This is a genomic window from Flavobacterium taihuense (assembly GCF_019351435.1).
Lineage (GTDB): Bacteria > Bacteroidota > Bacteroidia > Flavobacteriales > Flavobacteriaceae > Flavobacterium > Flavobacterium taihuense.
The window spans coordinates 1-15,238 of sequence record NZ_JAHWYN010000015.1 but is presented as its reverse complement, the minus strand read 5'-3'; the positions used below and the strand labels follow the sequence as shown (position 1 = coordinate 15,238).

Annotated in this window: 17 protein-coding genes, 2 tRNA genes and 1 pseudogene; 11 read left to right on the top strand and 9 right to left on the bottom strand. The window is 31.3% G+C overall.

Features of this window, described 5'->3' with window-relative positions:
• Positions 1-114: 114 nt before the first annotated feature.
• From KZH69_RS15180 to KZH69_RS15165, 4 genes are read right to left on the bottom strand one after another with little or no spacing between them, the layout of a single operon-like run.
• Positions 115-984 carry an META domain-containing protein gene (locus KZH69_RS15180; RefSeq protein WP_219318328.1) on the bottom strand — a complete coding sequence of 290 codons (870 nt, stop codon included), beginning with the start codon at positions 982-984 and terminating at the stop codon, positions 115-117.
• Entirely contained in the window at positions 920-1,300 is a 381-nt protein-coding gene (locus KZH69_RS15175; RefSeq protein ID WP_219318327.1) for a YchJ family protein, read from the bottom strand. Before KZH69_RS15175 ends, KZH69_RS15180 begins: the two co-directional genes overlap by 65 nt.
• 26 nt (positions 1,301-1,326) lie before the next feature.
• Entirely contained in the window at positions 1,327-1,557 is a 231-nt protein-coding gene (locus KZH69_RS15170) for a hypothetical protein (RefSeq protein WP_219318326.1), read from the bottom strand.
• 11 nt (positions 1,558-1,568) lie between these two features.
• Complete coding sequence (locus KZH69_RS15165) at positions 1,569-1,721, bottom strand: hypothetical protein (RefSeq protein ID WP_219318325.1); 153 nt, start codon at positions 1,719-1,721, stop codon at positions 1,569-1,571.
• 260 nt (positions 1,722-1,981) lie between these two features.
• Here KZH69_RS15165 and KZH69_RS15160 point away from each other — a divergent pair, with 260 nt between their 5' ends.
• The gene (locus tag KZH69_RS15160; RefSeq protein WP_219318324.1) at positions 1,982-4,825 is read left to right on the top strand and encodes a PAS domain S-box protein; all 2,844 of its coding nucleotides are present in this window, start codon (positions 1,982-1,984) and stop codon (positions 4,823-4,825) included.
• Complete coding sequence (locus KZH69_RS15155; protein WP_219318323.1) at positions 4,822-5,217, top strand: response regulator; 396 nt, start codon at positions 4,822-4,824, stop codon at positions 5,215-5,217. The genes KZH69_RS15160 and KZH69_RS15155 overlap by 4 nt, the downstream gene beginning before the upstream one ends.
• Here KZH69_RS15155 and KZH69_RS15150 read toward each other — a convergent pair whose 3' ends face one another.
• The gene (locus KZH69_RS15150) at positions 5,218-5,778 is read right to left on the bottom strand and encodes a hypothetical protein (RefSeq protein WP_219318322.1); all 561 of its coding nucleotides are present in this window, start codon (positions 5,776-5,778) and stop codon (positions 5,218-5,220) included. It lies immediately after the preceding gene.
• 292 nt (positions 5,779-6,070) lie between these two features.
• Between KZH69_RS15150 and KZH69_RS15145 the strand changes: the two genes are divergently transcribed.
• From KZH69_RS15145 to KZH69_RS15120, 6 genes and pseudogenes are all read left to right on the top strand, one after another.
• On the top strand, positions 6,071-6,316 hold the full coding sequence (locus KZH69_RS15145; RefSeq protein ID WP_219318321.1) for a hypothetical protein: 246 nt from the start codon (positions 6,071-6,073) through the stop codon (positions 6,314-6,316).
• Between the two features lie 169 nt (positions 6,317-6,485).
• Positions 6,486-6,926, top strand: coding sequence for a KTSC domain-containing protein (locus KZH69_RS15140; RefSeq protein WP_219318320.1), 441 nt, complete (start codon positions 6,486-6,488; stop codon positions 6,924-6,926).
• A gap of 176 nt (positions 6,927-7,102) precedes the next feature.
• Positions 7,103-7,321, top strand: coding sequence for a hypothetical protein (locus KZH69_RS15135; protein WP_219318319.1), 219 nt, complete (start codon positions 7,103-7,105; stop codon positions 7,319-7,321).
• Between the two features lie 256 nt (positions 7,322-7,577).
• Positions 7,578-8,333, top strand: coding sequence for a DUF4369 domain-containing protein (locus KZH69_RS15130; RefSeq protein WP_219318318.1), 756 nt, complete (start codon positions 7,578-7,580; stop codon positions 8,331-8,333).
• Between the two features lie 18 nt (positions 8,334-8,351).
• Positions 8,352-8,738: pseudogene (locus KZH69_RS15125) on the top strand (TlpA family protein disulfide reductase); the annotation flags it as partial.
• A 172-nt stretch (positions 8,739-8,910) separates the two neighbouring features.
• A tRNA-Tyr gene (locus KZH69_RS15120) sits at positions 8,911-8,991 on the top strand.
• Between the two features lie 110 nt (positions 8,992-9,101).
• On the opposite strand, the gene KZH69_RS15115 is transcribed toward KZH69_RS15120, so the two are convergent.
• Complete coding sequence (locus KZH69_RS15115; protein ID WP_219318317.1) at positions 9,102-9,791, bottom strand: SIMPL domain-containing protein; 690 nt, start codon at positions 9,789-9,791, stop codon at positions 9,102-9,104.
• Positions 9,792-9,825: 34 nt separating this feature from the next.
• A complete protein-coding gene (locus KZH69_RS15110; RefSeq protein WP_219318316.1) occupies positions 9,826-10,464 on the bottom strand; it encodes a rhomboid family intramembrane serine protease in 639 nt (212 codons plus the stop codon).
• A gap of 123 nt (positions 10,465-10,587) precedes the next feature.
• On the opposite strand from KZH69_RS15110, the gene KZH69_RS15105 reads away from it, so the two are divergent.
• The gene (locus KZH69_RS15105; protein WP_219318315.1) at positions 10,588-11,457 is read left to right on the top strand and encodes a lysophospholipid acyltransferase family protein; all 870 of its coding nucleotides are present in this window, start codon (positions 10,588-10,590) and stop codon (positions 11,455-11,457) included.
• 100 nt (positions 11,458-11,557) lie between these two features.
• Entirely contained in the window at positions 11,558-12,436 is an 879-nt protein-coding gene (locus KZH69_RS15100) for a lysophospholipid acyltransferase family protein (protein ID WP_219318314.1), read from the top strand.
• A gap of 93 nt (positions 12,437-12,529) precedes the next feature.
• Here the strand turns inward: KZH69_RS15100 and KZH69_RS15095 are convergent, their stop codons facing one another.
• Together KZH69_RS15095 and KZH69_RS15090 are read right to left on the bottom strand one after the other, a co-directional pair.
• The gene (locus tag KZH69_RS15095; RefSeq protein ID WP_219318313.1) at positions 12,530-14,017 is read right to left on the bottom strand and encodes an aminotransferase class V-fold PLP-dependent enzyme; all 1,488 of its coding nucleotides are present in this window, start codon (positions 14,015-14,017) and stop codon (positions 12,530-12,532) included.
• 130 nt (positions 14,018-14,147) lie between these two features.
• On the bottom strand, positions 14,148-14,843 hold the full coding sequence (locus KZH69_RS15090; RefSeq protein ID WP_219318312.1) for a hypothetical protein: 696 nt from the start codon (positions 14,841-14,843) through the stop codon (positions 14,148-14,150).
• Positions 14,844-15,005: 162 nt separating this feature from the next.
• Here KZH69_RS15090 and KZH69_RS15085 point away from each other — a divergent pair.
• Positions 15,006-15,079: transfer RNA gene (locus tag KZH69_RS15085), tRNA-Pro, on the top strand.
• Positions 15,080-15,238: the final 159 nt, after the last annotated feature.

Below are 15,238 nucleotides of genomic sequence, written 5' to 3'. Positions count from 1 at the left end.
TAAAAGCCATCCCCAATAAACCAAGGCGAATTAATAGTTTTTCTTATATCTTGTTTTTATTCAAAAAAAAATCACAGCCTAAACTGTGATTTTATAATTTTTGTAAAAAGCAAATTAATCAACTTTTTTGAAAACTAATTCTTCACCCGATGGATTAGTCAGTGTCAATCTCATATTCTCTACTTTATACTTAGTTATGTTTTGTAATGATTTGAGGAATTCATTTTCTTTATTGTTCGGACCGCAGGTCATTCGGGTAGTAATAATATTGCTAAAACGAAGCAATCCTCTTTCAAAAAAAACAGATCCATTCATTCTGTTACAACCTGCAAAGCCCATGAATTGATTGGTAGAGCTGTTTATTTCAAGATTGGGCAACTCTTTTGTAAAATCTGTCAAACTCATCTTTTGGCCATTTATTTTTTCTAAAACCCAAATATCGTGCAAACGAGAATCGGTGATATAGTTCCCACAACCGCTCAAAAAAGTTGAAATGTTATCTTTTACAATTTCGATTCGGACAGAATAAGAGAATTTTTCACCAGACATGGTATTGATACATTCCTGTTGCATAATTTGTATTATCATTAAACCTGAGGCGCTGGTAGCTCTATACATCTTAACATTGGCATCCATAGCACCAAGAGGTTCGACGTGTGCGCCACTTAAAGATTCAAAACCAGTTTTAAGGGATGTAAATTCAATGGTTTTTTCGAAAATTTTTAAACTCCAATCGGGTTCATTTCCGTTTCCTCTAAAATAAATTCCGTTTTCCAAATTTTCTATTTGCTGTTCGTAGGCAGGAGTTGGCTCGCCCTTTACTGTTTCTTTTGAATTTGGTACAGCACTTTTGCAACTAACAATAAGCATAACAATTGTCAATAATTGAATCCGTTTTCTCATAAAATTTGACATTAAATTATTCAAACTTCCCATCCACATAAAACCAACAGCCATTTTCTTTTTTAAAAGTAGAAAACTCATGATGCACTTGATTTGTATTGTTAACATCTAAAAAATAAGCTTTAAATTCCACCGTGTTTTCTGTATTTGAGATAATTTCCAGTTTTTGCCAATTGTTGGCTGTAGCCCAATGCAAAATTTCTTCTCGTGAATAATATTTTCTTTTGCTATCGTGTGTCGTAGCCAACAAATAATCAGCCTGATGTGTTGCATAAGCTGAATATCTTGATTTCATCAATGCCAAGGATGTTGGTGCTTTTTCAATGCCATTTATATAAGGTGCACAGCAACTTTCAAAGGAATTTTCGGAACCGCAATAACATTTTTTTTGAATCATATTTTATACAATAATTGATATATGAATTATAACTGTCCGTCGAGCAAAACTATTCTTTGATGCAATTGATTCAATAGTACTTGATATTTACTGATTTCCCTGAGGTCTTCATCCTCTTCGGCATGATCCAGCATCTCATCCAATTCCTCGCTAACCTCGACCAATTTATTGTTAGCGTCCCTAGCATTTTTATTTGCAATAAAATCTATTATTTCCTGAACTCCATTTTTTAGTTCATTAAATTTATTTTGATTCATAATGGTTTGATTTAAATATTCTCAGAAGACTTATCTTCATTAAATTTTTTAACAATTTGTTTTAGTTTTTCTTTACGATCCATTGCTGCTTTTTTTGCTTTATCTTGTGCTTTATGCAATTTGTCGTTATGTTTTTTGATATTCCCTTCGTTGTTTCGGCTCATTGTGTTTTGTTTTATTTTTTCACATTTCATTTCATTTAGACTCACATTTTAAATCAAATTAAAATAATTACAAAGTTCGCTTTTATTATTGTAATGTAACGTATTTTTATTTTATGAAGTGTTCACTTTTTATAAGCATCGAATCATAATTTAACTATTTTTTTTTTACACTTTCAAAGTAGAAATAGTATCTTTATCTCCGAAAATTCCGATTTTTAGTGCAATTTCATTCTTTTTTCAACTTTTTGGCATAGTATACAATGGAGTACAAAAACAAATGGAACAAATACATTAGCTGGTTTTTAACAAAACCGAAGACCACTGGATTATTTGTTTTTCTAATCCTAAATATTGGTGTGTCTTTTATGATTCAACAAAGAATTGAAATCATCAAAGAGAATGAACGGCGGGAAATGCAAAGAATCCTTGGAAATTTGCATCAAAATATTGACCAATGTCTTAGAAACTGTTACACAACTTCACTTACATTGGCATTAATTATCAATGACAATGGCGTTCCTGAAAATTTTGAGTTCATAAGTTCTCAATTGGTTACCTCAAACAGCTGCATTAGTGCTGTTCAGCTGGTGCCAAATGGAGTGATCAAATATATTTTTCCTTTGAAAGGAAATGAATCTGCTTTGAACTTGAACCTTTTTAATACCCCAAGCCTCAGAAGGGAAGCCTTAAAATCTATTGAGACCAAAAAAATGTATTTTGCTGGGCCTTTGGAATTAAGACAAGGTGGAATTGGGATTGTTGGTCGATTACCTGTTTATAAAAAAAATAAATTTTGGGGCTTTTCAGCGGTAGTTATCAAACTTAATAATTTATTTAAAGTGTCTGGTGTCGATGAAATTGATACCACTAAATATTATTTTCAATTTTCAAAAATAAACCCAAATACCAAAAAGGAAGATTTTTTTCTTCCTATTAAAAATGACATTGATATAAAAAGGCAAATTTCTACAAAAATTCCGGATGGAAATTGGAAAATATACCTAATTGCAAAAAAACAAAGCTATCATTATTCGATTCTTTTTCTACCTTCCATCTTAGGCTTTGGTTTGTCTTTGTTATTGGGGACTTTTGTTACGATGTTATTAAATAGACCAAAAAAATTACAACAATTGGTTGGCATTCAGGAAAAAATGCTCTTAAACAGTGAAATAAAATTCAAGACTATTTTTGATGGAGCTCCTGTGGGAATTGCTCTAGTAGATGCCAATACTGGTAATTTTTTAGAAATAAACAAGAAATTTTGTGAATTGATTGGTTATTCTGAAGAAGAAATGAAAACTAAAAATTACCAATCCATTACACATTCAAAAGACTTGCAACCAAACGCATTGTTCGCCAATGAACTTCATGAGGGTAAAATTCGAGAATATCGATTAAAAAAAAGATATATAACGAAATCGGGTAAAATTATTTGGACGAATTTAATTGTTACTTCTCTTTCTAAAGAAAATGAAAAGTTGGATACAAATATTTCAATCATAGAAGATATTACATTACAACATAAAATCTTAGAAGATCTCAAAAAGAGTGAAAATCAATTTAAAAGTTTATTCAAAAACTCTCCAATTCCATTATGGGAGGTCGATTTGTCTTTAGTAAAAAATTATCTCAAGGATTTAAATTTGATCAATACAAATACTAAAATAGCGGCTAACTATTTTGAGCAGCATCCCGAAGTCGTACAAAAATGTTATACATTAGTCAAAATTATTGCGGTAAACTATAAATGCCTTCAACTTCTTAATATAAAATCGAAACAAGATTTAATTACTAATTTAGAACAAGTACTTGACAAGGATACCATAAATGATTTTATTGCACAACTGATTGCGATTACACAAAACAATCATCAGTTGGCTTATGAAACCAAAATCAAGAATAGTCTTGGAGAGTCTATTGATATTCATTTTACATGGAATGTAATTCGGGGTTTTGAAAAAACATTTGAACGAGTAATTATTTCGACTGAAGATATTACGTCACGGAAAAGCCACGAGAAGTTAATTCTTGATTCTCGCCAAAAAGTTGAATCACTTATCAATACTATTGATGGAATAGTATGGGAATGTGATATAGAAACCTTTACTTTTACTTTTATCAGCAAAAAAGTAGAGCAAATTTTGGGATATACCTCAGAGGAATGGCTCAATGAACCGCATTTTTGGAAAAACCATATTCATCCAGACGACAGAGATTGGGCACTTGAATATTGTTCAATAAAAACAAAAGAACTTTCGAATCATGATTTTGAATATCGAATGATTTGTAAAAGTGGTGCATTTATTTGGTTGAGAGATATGGTAAATGTTGTTTATGAACATGGTAAAGCAGTCAGTCTTCATGGAATAATGATTGATATTACGAAATCTAAAAATATTGAGAATGACTTAAATGAATCATTTAATTTGGTCTCCAAACAAAACGAAAGACTTTTGAATTTTTCCTATATAATTTCACATAATTTAAGATCGCACACCAGTAATATTGCCTCAATCGTTTCATTGATACAGGCTTCTGAAACCGAACAGGAGAAAGAGCAAATGATGGAATTATTAGTTTCAGTTTCCAGTTTGCTTAACGAAACAATGCTACATTTAAACGAGGTGATCAACATACGTACCAATATAAATTTAGCAACGGAATCTTTGAATTTAAAAGAATATATTAATAATGTCATGAAAGTTTTTTCAAAGCAAATTATATCAAAAGAAGTTACAATTACCAATCAAATTCCAGAAGATTTAACAATAAATTACAATCCAGCCTATCTGGAAAGCATTCTTTACAATATTATTTCAAACGCAATTCGTTATAGTCATTCAGATCGGAAAATAGTTATAGATTTAAAATGGATAATTAAAAAAAATAAAAAAATACTGCAAATATCAGACAATGGTATAGGCATTGATTTGGTGAAGAATGCAAATAAGATTTTTGGTATGTATAAAACTTTTAGCAACGACGCTTCGTCAAAAGGAATTGGATTATTCATTACAAAGAATCAAATAGAAGCAATGGGAGGAACAATAACTGTAGAAAGCAAACCTAATGAAGGTACAACTTTTAAAATAGAAATCTTATGAGTCTAAAAACAATATGGGTTATAGATGATGATCCAATTTATCAAATTATCGTCAACAAAATCATCAAAAAATCGGAATTGTTTTTGAGTGTTTCCAGTTTTAAAAACGGGAAAGATGCTATTGATGCCTTAAAAGATTCTTTAGAAAAAATGGATACACTTCCAAATATAATTCTCTTGGATATTAATATGCCAATTATGGATGGTTGGGAATTTATGGAAGAGATGGTTATGTTAAAATCTAAAATCGGTAGATCAATACAAATATACATCGTAAGTTCATCTATTGCTATGGAAGACAAAATTAAAGCAAAAAGCTACCCACAAATTATTGCGTACTTATCTAAGCCAATAAGTCCTAATGATTTAATTTTGATAACAGCAAATAATTAATTAATGGAGTTCTCTTTTTATTTCCTCTAATGTTTTATTAGTAAAAATTAATCCTTCAATAATTTCTTTGCGCAATTCGTCAATATCATCACAATCAAAATATTTGGCCCATGAGGTCAGTTCAAATAAATTTCGAATTTGTTTGATTCTTTTAGCAGTCGCAAAACTCGTTCTCAATATGGCTTTTGAATCATATTTAGGATTATTGCGATGTTGATAATTAACCGTTTTCTTTACATAATCTGCTTCCAAATAATATAGTTTGTCTTCTGCATTATCGGGATAAAATTCATTCCAAGCGGCAAAACCGATTTTAAATTTCGAATCATTGTAAGCATCGAGGCAATCTGGTTCCATTGCCTCCAAACGCCATTTACTGTTGGCCAATCGTCCCCAATGATTAGATAAGCGATACATTCCTTCTGTGGTATAAAAATACTTACTCCCCGATTGACTATCATACTGCACAGGCATTCCCGCTATTCGATCAGGTGATACTTCATGAAAAACACAAAATGTGTTTTTGAAAGATTTTGGGCTTGGACGAAAAATTTTTTCCATACGACAAAGGTAACCAGAAACAACATTAAGTACCAAATCGAATTTATTAGCGAGTAACCTTGTTGGTAAAAAGGGTTATATATTTGCAGCGATGATTATGCCATTTTTTAAACAAGGTCGAGCTGTGCACGCTACAAGGTAACTGGTTTTCATCCTTCGCTCAAGTACTCGTAAGTATAATATTATACCAAAAATAATTATTTTACCTAACATTATTTCGGTTTTCAATGCCATATTAGTTTCTATTAATTGATTAACTTTGCAGTCAGAATTATTTTAAAATAAACAGATTATGACCAAAGCATCAGAAGAAAGAATGTTACAAAAAGGCGTTTTTACAGGAATAATGGAGCAAGATGAAAACAATAACTATTTTTGTGGAATTTATCTTTTAGATTTCAAAATGGCACAAAAACATAACCTTGGTGATTGGATTACTATTAAAAGTGTTATTGAAAACCCAAGTGACATCAGTTACAATAAATATCCAAAAAAAACCAAGAACTTCGATAAAGCCAATATGAAGCCTGAACAATAGGTGTTTAAAACATAAAACCAGTTTTCAAAAAATCAAAAAAACTACTTTTTTTGATTTTTTTTTTGGTCTAAACTAAAAAGTTAAAAAAAAGTGTACCTTTGCAAAAAATTGTCGATTTTCAACTAAATAAATTTGGTTGGATAGTAAAAGACAAGTAGTTACCTTATTTATGAAAAAAATAGTTGAATACCGCAAACTACTTAACGTAGAAAAAACAGTAGAGCTTAAAGAATTAAAAACAATTTATCGCAATGCGATGAAAGATGCACATCCTGACAAGTTTCAAGGAGATGAAGCAGGATTAAAAGAAGCTGAAGAAAACAGTAAAAAAATAATTGAAGCTTACCACTTTTTAGTAAGTATCAACCCTGAAACAATCAAACAAAATTTACCGGAATATACTGAAACAATATCTTCGTCAACAATTACAGATTATAAATTTGTTGAAGGTCGATTGATTATCAATTTCTCAAATGGTAGTGTATATGAATACATTAGTGTCCCTAAAGCTACATATGTGAAAATGGTAAATGCCGATTCCCCTGGAAGATTCGCAAAAAGACATATTCTTAACGCTTTTACTTGGAGAAAAACAACAAACCAAGAATAGTTTAGAACATTTTAAACACTAAAGCACTCCCAAAAAGAGTGCTTTTTTTGTATGTCTAATTTAAAAATATTTTAAGTAAAAAGTTTAAAATACAAAATAGATAATGATTAACATTTGTTTAACAAGTTTTTTAATAAATTAGCGTACCCAAATTAACCTAACCAAAACTAAAAACTATGGATGATCAAATTAATCGCTACAAGCGGCAATATCAAAATGCCCTAAAAACCATCGACACGCTTGAAAAAATAAAAGCTGAAATTGATTTTAAATTAAAGTCAAATCCTGTTTGTTCCAATTTGCATAAAGACTTAAGAACTGTAAATCTGGATATAAAAATCACACTAAATGAAATTGAGCATATCGAATCTCACATTCATCAATACGAAACCTAATTTTACTCCGCATTATTAATCTTAAAACAATGCCTATTTAAAAAAATTACTTGAAACAAATTTTGGCACATTCTTTTATTAAAATAAAAGTGAGTGTTTTTTTTAAAAAAATTAAAATGAAATTATAAACACCAATTTTCTTGACTTCATAAACTTTGAAACCAAAAAAATTATAACATAAATTTAGGGACTAAAGTTGTTGTTAATTTATAATTTTAGATACTTTTGTAACCTTAAAAACAATTAACTAATAAAAATGAAAAAAATTATTTTATTTCTTACTGCTACAGTTTTACTTACTTCTTGTAGCAAAGACAAATACACTATCTCAGGAACTGCGACTGGATTTGAAAATGGAAAAACAGTAATCCTAGAAACTCAAGATGAGAAAGGTATGGGATTGATTGCTGTAGACACAGTAAAAATAGAAAATGGTAAATTCGAAATCAAAGGGAAAATCACTGAACCAACTTTCCATACTTTGCAAATAGAAGGAACTCAAGGTAAAATTCCATTTATCCTAGAAAACGGAGATATTACAATTATTGTAAACAAAGATACTATCCAAAAGTCTAAAATTTCTGGAACTTACAATAATGATGAGTATGTGAAATTCAATGAGGAAATAACTAAAGTTCAAAAGCCTTTAATGGATTTTCAAACAGCTAACATGCAAAAAATGCAAATGGCTCAACAAACTAAAGATACTGCAACTATCAATGGTTTAATGAAAGAGTACACTAAAATTCAAACTGAAATTGGTGCTACATCTAAAGCTAAATATGTGGATTATGCTAACACGCATCCAAAATCTTTTATCAGTGTATTAATCATACAAGGAATGAGTAATGACCCAGCTGTAGATTCTAAAAAAATAGAAAGCATGTATAACAGCCTTGAGGAGTCATTGAAAAACTCTAAACCAGGAAAAGCTGTAAAAACAAAATTAGCTGAATTGAAAACCCCTTCTGTTGGTGCTACTGCAGCTCCAGTTGCTCCTGCTACTAAATGAAGGACTGATTTTTCAGCTCCTAATACGCAAGGTAAAACCACTACCTTAAAAGAAAGTTTAGGAAAAGTTACAATTGTTGATTTTTGGGCTTCATGGTGTGGTCCTTGTCGAAAAGAAAATCCAAATGTTGTGGCCATTTATAATGAATTACATTCTAAAGGGTTAAATATAATTGGAGTTTCGCTAGATGAAGATGCAGCAAAATGGAAAGAAGCTATTGCAAAAGATAAGCTAACTTGGACACAAGTTTCTAATCTTAAAGGTTGGGAGGATCCCATTGCAAAACAATACAAAGTTGAAGCTATTCCAGCTACTTTCATTCTTGATCAATCCGGAAATGTGGTTGCGCAAGATTTAAGAGGTGAAGAATTGAAGGCAAAAATCATTGAACTTTTAGCAAAATAAATCTTTTTAGTATTCCAAAATAAAAAATCTCCCTAGTGGAGATTTTTTATTTTATTCAATACCAATGCATTAAAAATAATACTAAAATAAAGTGCAAAAAAAGTTTGTAAAACTAAAAACAGTCTCTATATTTGCACCCGGATAGCGCAATAAGCGTTGCCAAATAAGGCTTGGGGAGATACTCAAGCGGCCAACGAGGGCAGACTGTAAATCTGCTGTGTGAACTTCGCAGGTTCGAATCCTGCTCTCCCCACGAAGACGCTTCAAGAAATTGAAGCGTTTTTTTTATGTTTAAATCTTCATAAAAAAAAATCCCATCTCGTTTCATAAAACAAGATAGGATTTAATAAAAGATCATAAACCTTATTCCAATTTAAAGCTCACGCTTACATTCGCTGTAATTTCAATTTCCCCTGCAGCCATTGTTTGTCTTGGAGTTGCACTGTCTGCTTCCATTGCCATCGATTTCATTGCATATACAGGTTGCGGATAGTACGTTTGAGAATTATCCGTAATAGTAATCCCTGCTCCTACTTTTTGGCCTAAAACCGAAACATAATCTTCGGCTTTCATTTTTGCTTCTTTAATCGCTAATTTTCTAGCATCAGATTGGTATTGTACCAATTTTGAAGACTGAAAAGTTACACTTTCAATTCTATTTATTCCTTGATCTACCATACCTTCCATTAATTCATCATACTTTGATAAATCTCGCAAAAGAATCTCAATAGTTTGTGTTCCATTATAAGTATGTTTCTTTTTTTCATAATCGTATTGCGGATTCAAGGAAACTCTTTTAGTTTTAAAATCTCCAGGTGCTAGGTTCATGCTTTTAACCAATTTCAAAACAGACTCCATTTGCTGGTCATTTTCTTTTTTTACTTCTTTAGCATTAGTTCCTTTCGTCTCTACTGTGGCTAATATCGTAACCTGATCTGGTACAACTTTTATTTTGCCTTCGCCTGAAACATTAATTTGAGAAATTAGTTTGATTTCTTGACTATACGTCAAAACAGTAAATAGGCAGATAGCGAACAAAAATGTTTTTTTCATAATAATATTGATTTTAAAGATTGAAAATTAAATTTTAAAGTTTTCCCATTTTGGCCATAGCAAAAAGAATGATAATTGGAATTGCCAATAAAACAGTCATTAAAGTATGTTCTTGTATTAATTCTGGATTTCTTAAAAGAGTGATCAAATAACCTCCCATAGCACCTCCAAAATGAGCTGTATGACCAATGTTGTCATTTTTGGCTCTCATTCCATAAATGGAATAGAGCAAATAGACAATTCCAAACAGATACGCCGGAATTGGAATAATAAAAAACAGTCCTAACATCATATCGGGCTGCAGCAATATTGCGGAATACAAAACTCCCGTTACCGCACCAGATGCACCTACGGCTCTATAGTTGTAATCGTCTTTATGAAAAAGCATCGTTAGTAAACTACCAAAAAGCAAACTACCGAAATAGACCATAACAAATGAAAAACTACCCAAAAAACCAAAAACTACAGGAGCAAAAAAATATAATGTCAACATATTGAATATTAAATGAGTCATGTCAACGTGCAGAAATCCAGATGAAACCATTCGGATTTGATCACCAGCTCGAATACTGCCCACGTGAAACTCATATTTTCTAAAAAAAGAAAGATCATTAAATCCTTTATAACTTATCAGTACATTAGCAACAATAATTCCAATTAAAATTGTATTCATAAAATGTAGGTTTTTTTTAAAATTTAGTGTAAATCTAATTAATATTATAATTTGTAGTAATAAAGAAATCATAAACTATCTTATTTTACTTTTTAATAAACTACTTTTGGCAAAACCTACAAAATGAAATACATAATTTATCTGTTAATTTACCCCATTTTATGGTGTATTTCAATGCTTCCTTTCCCTTTATTATATTTGTTTTCAGATTTTGTTTACATTATAACATACCGACTTATTGGTTATAGAGTGAAGACTGTACGAGCAAATCTTGCGCTGGCTTTACCTCATTTAAGTGACAAGGAAAGATTAGTTATTGAAAAGAAATTCTATCATCACATGTGTGACATGTTCTTGGAAATGATAAAAACAATGACTATTTCCAAAGAAGAAATATGTAAAAGATATGTTTTCAAAAATTTTGAAGTCTATAAAGAACTCGAAAAAAAAGAGAAAAGTATCGCCATTATGTGTGCACATTATGCCAGTTACGAATGGGTGGTGTCGATGAATTATTATACTGAATTTCATGGTTACGGAATTTACAAACAAATCAAAAACCCTTATTTTGATAAATTAGTTCATTCCATTCGTTCCAAATTCAATGCCACTCTAATAACAACCAAAGAAACCATTCCTACAATCATTACAAACAACAGAAATAAAAAACTATCGGTTTATGGTTTTGCAAGCGATCAATCTCCAAAGGAAAACAGCGCTCATCACTGGGCTAAATTCATGGGAATAGAAGTTCCAGTTCATACTGGTGCGGAAATGCTATCTAAAAAGTATAATATGAATGTAGTTTTTCTTAGAACAAAAAAAATAAAACGTGGTTATTATGAAGCCACAATGGAAGTATTAACAGAAAATGCCAGTGAAGTCCCGAATTACGGGATAACCGATCGGTTTTTGAAATTGGTGGAGCAACAAATATATGAATCTCCAGAATATTATTTGTGGACTCACAAAAGATGGAAACATAAAAGATAGTTTCTTAATGCAATCTGTAACGGATTAAAAGTGATATTTCTCAAACTGCAATCAATTCAAGAAAACGATAAATTATTTATATTTGCAAAAATTTAAATAAATGCAATACCTTATATATTTGCTAGTCTATCCAATAATTTGGGTGATTTCAATTCTTCCTTTTCGATTACTATATTTATTTTCCGATTTGGTGTATTTTTTTGTATACCGAGTTATTCGATACAGAAAAAAAACAGTTAGAGAGAATCTTGCCTTGACCTTACCTCATTTATCAGATCAAGAGCGATTGATTATTGAAAAAAAATTCTATCACCACATGTGTGATATGTTTCTGGAAATGATAAAAACCATGAGTATTTCCAAAGATGAAATTTGTAAAAGATTTATTTTTAAAAACATCGAAGTATATAAGGAATTAGAAAAGCAAGGAAAAAGTATTGCTGTCATCTGTTCTCATTATGCTAGTTATGAGTGGATCATATCGATGAATTACTATTCGGACTTTATAGGTTATGGCATATATAAACAACTTAAAAACCCTTATTTTGACAAATTAGTCCATAGAATACGTTCCAGATTCAATGCTAAATTAATTACGACCAAACAAACGATTCCAACCATTATTGAAAACAATAAAAATAAAGTTCTGTCTTTGTATGGTTTTGCAAGCGATCAATCGCCTAGAGCTTCTTCTGCTTTTCATTGGACAAAATTTATGGGAATAGAAGTTCCAGTGCATACAGGAGCGGAAATGCTATCCAAAAGATATGATATGAATTTGGTTTATCTCAATACCAAAAAAGTAAAGCGAGGTTATTATGAAGCAACTTTAGAACTTCTTTCAGATCATCCAAAAGAAGTTCCAAATTATGATCTTACAGACCAATACTTGAAACTTTTAGAAAAACAAATCTATGAAGCTCCAGAATATTATTTGTGGACACACAAAAGATGGAAATACAAAAGAGATAGTATTTGAGATTGCAGCTTTAAAAAAAACAACACCTTTTTTATGTTAACACTTCTAAAAAGGTGTTGTTTTTTTATCATAGTTACTCTGCTTGTTAGAAGCTTAGAAAGAAAACCAATCTTGCACTAATTCATCTTCAATTGCCTTAGCGTTTTTATGAACAAATTCATTGGTATCCTTATTATAATCATAGTCTAGTGTCCAACTTTTATGATTTTCGGCCAACGATTTAATACTGTTGCATACATATTCAATTTCGGCTGTTGTGGTTGTTGGATGGATGGACATCCTGATCCAACCCGGTTTTCTGATTAAATCCCCCAAACTAATTTCGTCTATCAATTTGTTGGATGCTTCTTGATCTACGTGCAACAAAAAATGACCATAAGTCCCAGCACAACTACACCCACCACGAGTTTGAATTCCAAATTTATCATTCAATAATTTCACACCTAAATTAAAATGTAAATCTTCAACAAAAAATGAAATCACTCCCAATCGATCATGATGTTGACCTGCAAGAATTTTTATATTCGGAATATTTCCTAGGGAATCAAAAACATACTCCACAATTTCATGTTCGCGTTTAAGTATGTTCTCAATTCCCATTTGCTCTTTCAACTGGATAGCCAATGCCGTTTTGATCACTTGAAGAAAACCTGGAGTTCCTCCATCTTCTCTATCTTCAATATTATCTATGTATTTATGTTCCCCCCAAGGATTTGTCCAAGAAACAGTTCCGCCGCCTGGACAATCCGGAACCATATTGTGGTATAATTTTTTATTAAAAAGTAAAACTCCTGAAGTTCCCGGGCCTCCCAAAAACTTGTGTGGTGAAAAGAAAATAGCATCTAAATACGATTCTGGATCTTCAGGATGCATGTCGATTTTTACATAAGGACCCGAACAGGCAAAATCGACAAAACACACCCCATTATGCTGATGCATTAGTTTGGCTGCTTGATGATAGGGAGTTTTGATTCCTGTCACATTTGAGCAGGAAGTAACAGAAGCAATTTTATAAGTTCTGTCTTTATATTTATCCAATAAGAGGGCAAGGTTTTCTAAACTAAAAAGCCCATCATCAGTAGCAGGAATTACTTCCACATCAGCTATTGTTTCTAACCAAGAGGTTTGATTCGAGTGATGCTCCATGTGTGAAATAAAAACAATTGGCTTTTTATCTGCTGGAATATTTATAAAATCTTTTAGATTTTCGGGTACTTTCAAGCCTAATATGCGTTGAAATTTATTGACCACACCTGTCATTCCTGTTCCGTCTGTAATTAAAACATCATCCGAATCTGCATTTACATGATGTTTGATAATGTGACGCGCATGATGATAGGATTTGGTCATTGCAGTCCCGGAAACTGTCGTTTCGGTATGTGTATTGGCAACAAAAGGACCAAATTCATTCATCAATTTCTCTTCGATAGGACGATACAAACGACCACTGGCTGTCCAATCGGTATAGATTATTTTTTGCTGCCCATAAGGAGATTCAAATTCTTGATCAATTCCTATTATATTCTTACGAAATTGTTGAAAATATTGCTCTAATTGCGTTGGAATTTCTATTCTGGCCATTGTATTTTAATTTGGCACCAAATATATTGTTTTTTGTTTGAACTGAAAAAAATACAATCTTTTCATTTATTAATATTACATTTTCAGAAATTCTACCGCAGTATTTATGATTCTTTCAATAATCCAGACTTTAATTTTTAGCTCCAGAAATATCTTTCTTATTTATAGTCATATCGGTACAAATGCCGTTGTCCATTTCTAATATAAAACGTCCTCCTGCATAGGTTTTGATGCTACCTGAATTTGGAGCTCCCCAACTCCAATATAGTTCGACATCACACTTTCCTTTTTTGCATTCAATAGGCACAATATATTCGCTATTAATCGAAAATAATTTTATCAAAGTTGTTGCTCTTCCTTCACAGCTTACCTTTGCAGTTACATCACTAATTAATTGTACCTGATTTTTTTCTTTCGATATATTAGTTGTAACATCTTGATAATTGATTAAATCATTTTTGGTTTGAGCCACAGCATTTGGTTCTTTAACAATAACAAAAGAGTTGTGCATTCTTTTTTCTAATGCTTTTGAACTATTAACTTCTGTCGCACTTTTCGAATTCACGTAATCAATTGTACAGCTACCATTCATACATTTTACGATTACGGTACAATAGGTTTGGGTAACATTGATTGGTAATCCTTTATTGTTTTGGATATTACTTCTGCTTTTTCCAATTTTGATAGAGCTCATTTCTGTTTGTTGAGCATTTACAAGGTTAGTCCAACTCACAAAAACCATTAAAACTATTGTAATAAAAAATTTATTTTGCATGATTGCTGGTTTACTGATTTTACCTGCTCTTTTGGTTTTCGGTTTAGCCAAATCATAATTTCTAATAAAAAAGAAATAATCATAAAGTTACAATATTAATAATTGATTTTCAATACAATAAACCTCAATTTAATACTTCTGAATTGGATATAATAAATGCATCAAAATTTTATTTTTTTTATGAAAAAAAATATATTTGCAGTCAATAAAATTCGGGATGTAGCGCAGCCAGGTAGCGTACTAGCATGGGGTGCTAGGGGTCGCTGGTTCGAATCCAGTCATCCCGACAAATCATAAAAAAACCGACTCTTACGCTACCGTCTGGACACATCTCTAAAAAGCATCCAGCCTTGCATAATTGCGGCGAATTTTTGAAGACCAATCCAAAAGGTTGTGATGCCAGGTTTTCTCTCTGAAAGATAACCTTTCCAGCCTCCTAATCTAGC

What these genes read in the sequence shown, in the direction of transcription:
- KZH69_RS15180 (WP_219318328.1), bottom strand. Translation starts at nt 984, where the DNA reads ATGAGTTTTCTACTTTTAAAAAAGAAAATGGCTGTTGGTTTTATGTGG.
- KZH69_RS15175 (WP_219318327.1), bottom strand. Translation starts at nt 1,300, where the DNA reads ATGATTCAAAAAAAATGTTATTGCGGTTCCGAAAATTCCTTTGAAAGT.
- KZH69_RS15170 (WP_219318326.1), bottom strand. Translation starts at nt 1,557, where the DNA reads ATGAATCAAAATAAATTTAATGAACTAAAAAATGGAGTTCAGGAAATA.
- KZH69_RS15165 (WP_219318325.1), bottom strand. Translation starts at nt 1,721, where the DNA reads ATGAGCCGAAACAACGAAGGGAATATCAAAAAACATAACGACAAATTG.
- KZH69_RS15160 (WP_219318324.1), top strand. Translation starts at nt 1,982, where the DNA reads ATGGAGTACAAAAACAAATGGAACAAATACATTAGCTGGTTTTTAACA.
- KZH69_RS15155 (WP_219318323.1), top strand. Translation starts at nt 4,822, where the DNA reads ATGAGTCTAAAAACAATATGGGTTATAGATGATGATCCAATTTATCAA.
- KZH69_RS15150 (WP_219318322.1), bottom strand. Translation starts at nt 5,778, where the DNA reads ATGGAAAAAATTTTTCGTCCAAGCCCAAAATCTTTCAAAAACACATTT.
- KZH69_RS15145 (WP_219318321.1), top strand. Translation starts at nt 6,071, where the DNA reads ATGACCAAAGCATCAGAAGAAAGAATGTTACAAAAAGGCGTTTTTACA.
- KZH69_RS15140 (WP_219318320.1), top strand. Translation starts at nt 6,486, where the DNA reads ATGAAAAAAATAGTTGAATACCGCAAACTACTTAACGTAGAAAAAACA.
- KZH69_RS15135 (WP_219318319.1), top strand. Translation starts at nt 7,103, where the DNA reads ATGGATGATCAAATTAATCGCTACAAGCGGCAATATCAAAATGCCCTA.
- KZH69_RS15130 (WP_219318318.1), top strand. Translation starts at nt 7,578, where the DNA reads ATGAAAAAAATTATTTTATTTCTTACTGCTACAGTTTTACTTACTTCT.
- KZH69_RS15115 (WP_219318317.1), bottom strand. Translation starts at nt 9,791, where the DNA reads ATGAAAAAAACATTTTTGTTCGCTATCTGCCTATTTACTGTTTTGACG.
- KZH69_RS15110 (WP_219318316.1), bottom strand. Translation starts at nt 10,464, where the DNA reads ATGAATACAATTTTAATTGGAATTATTGTTGCTAATGTACTGATAAGT.
- KZH69_RS15105 (WP_219318315.1), top strand. Translation starts at nt 10,588, where the DNA reads ATGAAATACATAATTTATCTGTTAATTTACCCCATTTTATGGTGTATT.
- KZH69_RS15100 (WP_219318314.1), top strand. Translation starts at nt 11,558, where the DNA reads ATGCAATACCTTATATATTTGCTAGTCTATCCAATAATTTGGGTGATT.
- KZH69_RS15095 (WP_219318313.1), bottom strand. Translation starts at nt 14,017, where the DNA reads ATGGCCAGAATAGAAATTCCAACGCAATTAGAGCAATATTTTCAACAA.